The sequence below is a fragment of the Dietzia sp. B44 genome, assembly GCF_014145245.1.
GTDB classification, from domain to species: domain Bacteria; phylum Actinomycetota; class Actinomycetes; order Mycobacteriales; family Mycobacteriaceae; genus Dietzia; species Dietzia natronolimnaea.
The window spans coordinates 1-3760 of the sequence record NZ_JAALEF010000014.1 but is presented as its reverse complement, the minus strand read 5'-3'; the positions used below and the strand labels follow the sequence as shown (position 1 = coordinate 3760).

Genomic DNA, 3760 nt, shown 5'->3' with positions numbered 1-3760 from the left:
TTTCGCCGTCGCTCTGCTGCAGATGTCCGGCGAGGTCGGCGGCGATCTGCGCGCCCGAGTTCGCACCGCCCACCACCACGACGCGCCGGCCGCCGAACGGCTCCGGACCCCGGTAGCCGGCGCTGTGGATCTGGTGGCCCCGGAAACCCCCGACGCCCGGACAGGTCGGCACGAACGGCCTCGACCACGTCCCGGTGGCACTGATCACCGCGCGAGCACGCCACCGGCGGCCGTCGGCGGCACGGACGACGAACCCGTCCGGATCGTCCCGCTCCACGGCCACGATCCGGACCCCGCGCCGGACGGGCAGCCCGTAGTACTCCTCGTACCCGCGCAGATACTCCACCACGTGGGCCGCGTCGGGGTTGCCGTCGTCCGTCCGGTGCATCCGGCGACCCGGGAGGGACGAGTAGTCGGCGGGCGAGAACAGTCGCAGCGAGGGCCAGGTGTGCGGCCACGCACCCCCCGGCCCGTCGGACGCGTCGAGGATCTCGAAGTCCGCGCCGGCGCGGGTGAGATGGAAACCGGCGGCCAGGCCGGCCTGGCCGCCTCCGATCACCACGACGTCCCTCACCCTGCCCGACCCCCTCTCGCCACCCCCTGAACAGTTCCTATCGACACTCATCGATACCAATCCTACAGTGGAGGTATGACCTCGTTGCCCGCCTCCGCGACCGGCCCGTCCGGCCCGGGGAACGACGCCCCGGACACCGACACCGGTGCCCGTGAGCATCGTCGGCTCGTGGCGGCGCTCGCGCTGACCGCGGTGTCCTGGGTGGCCCTGTGGGTGGCCAACGAGTGGTTCTGGGACGCGGCCGTCGGCTGGCTCGGACTCGACCTCGCCGACCGCGCGATCAGTGCCGTGCACTTCTTCCTCTACGACACCATCAAGATCGTCCTCCTGCTCCTCGGGCTGATGTTCCTGGTGGGCATGCTCCGGGCGAGCCTCGACCTCGACCGCGCGCGGGACTGGCTCGAGGGCCGGGGGCTGTTCGTCGGCCTCACGCTGGCCATCGTGCTCGGCGTGGTGACCCCCTTCTGCTCCTGCAGCTCGATCCCACTGTTCATCGGCTTCGTGGCCGCGGGTATCCCGCTCTCGGTCACCCTCACCCTCCTGATCGCCTCCCCGCTCATCAGCGAGATCGCGGCCATCATGATCGGCGAGATGTTCGGGTGGCACATCGCCGCCGCCTACGTCGGCGCCGGCGCCGCCATCGCCTTCGTCGCGGGATGGGCCCTGTCCCGGTTCCGGCTCGACAGGTGGGTCGACGACGTCGTCTTCACCACCCGCGTCGCCGTACTCCGCGCGGACGGCCACGTGCCCTCGCTGCGCGAACGGGTGGACGCCGCTCTCGGCGAATCCCGCGACATCCTCCGTAGCGTGTGGATCTGGGTGGTGGTGGGCGTCGGCGTCGGCGCGGTGATCCACGGATGGGTCCCCGAGGACTTCTTCCTCCGCTGGGCGGGCCCGGACAACCCGCTGGCGGTGTTCGTGGCCACCCTCGCGGGGATCCCGCTCTACGTCAACGGAGCCGGGGTCGTGCCGATCGCCGAGGCACTGTGGGCCAAGGGCATGAGCCTGGGCACCGTCATGGCGTTCATCATGAGCTCGATCGCGCTGTCCATCCCCCAGGCGATCATGCTCAGGCGGGTCATGAGGCCACCACTGCTCGCACTGTTCTTCGCCGTCGTGGCGGCCGGCATCCTCGCCATCGGCCTACTGTTCAACGTGATCGCCTGACCCCGGATGCAGGAGGAACCATGATCGTCAAGGTGCTCGGGCCCGGCTGCCGCAACTGCCACACCCTCGTCACCCGCACGAGGGAGGCCCTGGCAGCGCTGGGCGAGGACGCGGAGATCGTCGAGGTCACCGACGTCGGCGAGATCGCCGGCTACGGACTGATGAAGACACCCGGGCTGGTGGTCGACGACGACCTCGTCCTGGGAGGGAAGGTGCCCACCGTCCGTCAGCTCACCGAGATCCTGCGCGGACGCTAGACCGGGCGCACGCCGAGCTCGGCGAGGAGTCCGGTCACCCGGCGCCTGATCTCGTCTCGGATGGGCCTGACCGCGTCGACACCCTGACCGGCGGGGTCGTCGAGGGTCCAGTCCAGGTACCGCTTGCCCGGGAAGACCGGGCAGACGTCACCGCAGCCCATGGTGATGCACACGTCGCTCGACCGCACCGCCTCGGTGGTGAGGACCTTCGGCGTGGCCGCCGAGATGTCGATGCCGTCCTCCGCCATCGCCTCGGCGACGGCCGGGTTGATCGAGTCCGCCGGCGCCGACCCGGCCGAGCGGACCTCCACCGCGCCTCCGGACAGGTGCTCGGTGTAGGCCGCGGCCATCTGTGAGCGGCCCGCGTTGTGGACGCAGACGAAGAGGACGGACGGACGATCGGTCACGGTGGCTCCCCCGGCAGAATGTATCGACGACTGTCGATAGTAGCCGCTCGACGCCCACGCGCGGCGGGTCACAGCGCCCGGCCGATGACCTCCTTCATGATCTCGTTGGTGCCGCCGTAGATCCGCATGACGCGGGCGGCGGCGAACTTCTGCGCGATGGGGTACTCCATCATGTAGCCGTAGCCCCCGAACAGCTGGAGGCAGCGGTCCACCACGTCGTCGAGCATGTCGGTGGCCTGGAGCTTGGCCATCGAGGCGGTCACGGCGTCCAGCTCGCCGGCGATCTCGCGGGAGATGCAGTGGTCGATGAAGGTGCGGGTGGCCATGACGGAGGTCTTGCACGCCGCCAGCTCGAACCGCGTGTTCTGGAAGTCGAGGATCGGCTTGCCGAAGGCCTGCCGCTCACGGGTGTAGGCGAGGGTCTCCACCACGGCGGCCTCGGCCATCGCCAGGGCGTCCACCGCGATCGCCAGGCGCTCGCGCGGGAGCTGGTTCATGAGCTGGTAGAAGCCCTGCCCCTCCTCGCCGCCGAGGAGGTTGGCGGCGGGCACACGCATGTCGTTGAAGAACAGCTCCGCGGTGTCGGCGCCGTGACGGCCCATCTTCTCCAGCACGCGGCCCCGCTCGAAACCGGGGGTGTCGGCCTCCACGGCGAACAGCGCCATGCCCTTGTGGCCTGCGTCGAGGTCGGTCTTGGCCGCCACCACCACGAAGTCGGCGGAGCCACCGTTGGAGATGAAGGTCTTGGAGCCGTTGATGACGTACTGGTCACCGTCACGCCGCGCGGTGGTGCGGACGCCCTGCAGGTCCGAACCGGCACCGGGCTCGCTCATGGCGATCGCGGAGATCCACTGACCGGAGCACAACCTGGGCAGCCACTCCCGCTTCTGCTCGTCGGTGGCGTAGTTGGCCACGTAGTGGGGGGTGATGGTCGATCCGACCCCCATGCCGAACGCCGTGTCCCCCGAGTAGACGAGTTCCTCGGTGACGAGGTACTCCATGCCCGGGTCCCCGCCCTGGCCGCCGAACTCCTCGGCCACGTCGAGGCAGATCAGCCCGGCCTCGCCGGTGCGCAGCCAGGTCTCGCGGTCCACGTGCTTCTGCCGGGCCCACTTCTCCTGGTTGGGCGTCATCTCCTTGGCGAAGAAGGCGCGGGCGTGCTCGCGCAGGAGCCGGTGGTCGTCGGTCTCCCAGGAGGGGCGGTAGTCGGGGAAGAGCAGGGTCACCATGGCCTCCGGTGGTCGATCGACGCGACGTGCGCGGTTCAGCCTACCCAGACCGACCGGGGCCTCCCGGCGGTCCCGCCCGCGGATCAGCACCGCCCGCGGATCAGTCCCGTCCGCGGATCAGTACCG

Annotated in this window: 5 protein-coding genes; 2 read left to right on the top strand and 3 right to left on the bottom strand. The window is 70.2% G+C overall.

Going from position 1 to position 3760, the window contains the following annotated elements; genetic code table 11:
- On the bottom strand, positions 1 to 574 hold a 574-nt coding region (locus tag G6017_RS00610; RefSeq protein WP_347237915.1), incomplete at its 3' end, for an NAD(P)-binding domain-containing protein.
- 75 nt (positions 575 to 649) lie between these two features.
- Between G6017_RS00610 and G6017_RS00605 the strand changes: the two genes are divergently transcribed.
- Together G6017_RS00605 and G6017_RS00600 are read left to right on the top strand one after the other, a co-directional pair.
- Positions 650 to 1741, top strand: coding sequence for a permease (locus G6017_RS00605; protein ID WP_182615398.1), 1092 nt, complete (start codon positions 650 to 652; stop codon positions 1739 to 1741).
- 20 nt (positions 1742 to 1761) lie between these two features.
- Positions 1762 to 1998 carry a thioredoxin family protein gene (locus G6017_RS00600; protein ID WP_107757545.1) on the top strand — a complete coding sequence of 79 codons (237 nt, stop codon included), beginning with the start codon at positions 1762 to 1764 and terminating at the stop codon, positions 1996 to 1998.
- Here G6017_RS00600 and G6017_RS00595 read toward each other — a convergent pair.
- Both G6017_RS00595 and G6017_RS00590 read right to left on the bottom strand, forming a co-directional pair.
- Positions 1995 to 2405: an arsenate reductase ArsC gene (locus G6017_RS00595; RefSeq protein WP_182609654.1), complete on the bottom strand. Its 411-nt coding sequence runs from the start codon at positions 2403 to 2405 to the stop codon at positions 1995 to 1997. The genes G6017_RS00600 and G6017_RS00595 overlap by 4 nt on opposite strands.
- Positions 2406 to 2473: 68 nt before the next feature.
- Positions 2474 to 3631 carry an acyl-CoA dehydrogenase family protein gene (locus G6017_RS00590; protein WP_179523632.1) on the bottom strand — a complete coding sequence of 386 codons (1158 nt, stop codon included), beginning with the start codon at positions 3629 to 3631 and terminating at the stop codon, positions 2474 to 2476.
- Positions 3632 to 3760 lie beyond the last annotated feature (129 nt).

Bases quoted from the DNA above. Each gene is read 5' to 3' on its own strand.
- G6017_RS00605 (WP_182615398.1), top strand. From the start codon at position 650: ATGACCTCGTTGCCCGCCTCCGCGACCGGCCCGTCCGGCCCGGGGAAC.
- G6017_RS00600 (WP_107757545.1), top strand. From the start codon at position 1,762: ATGATCGTCAAGGTGCTCGGGCCCGGCTGCCGCAACTGCCACACCCTC.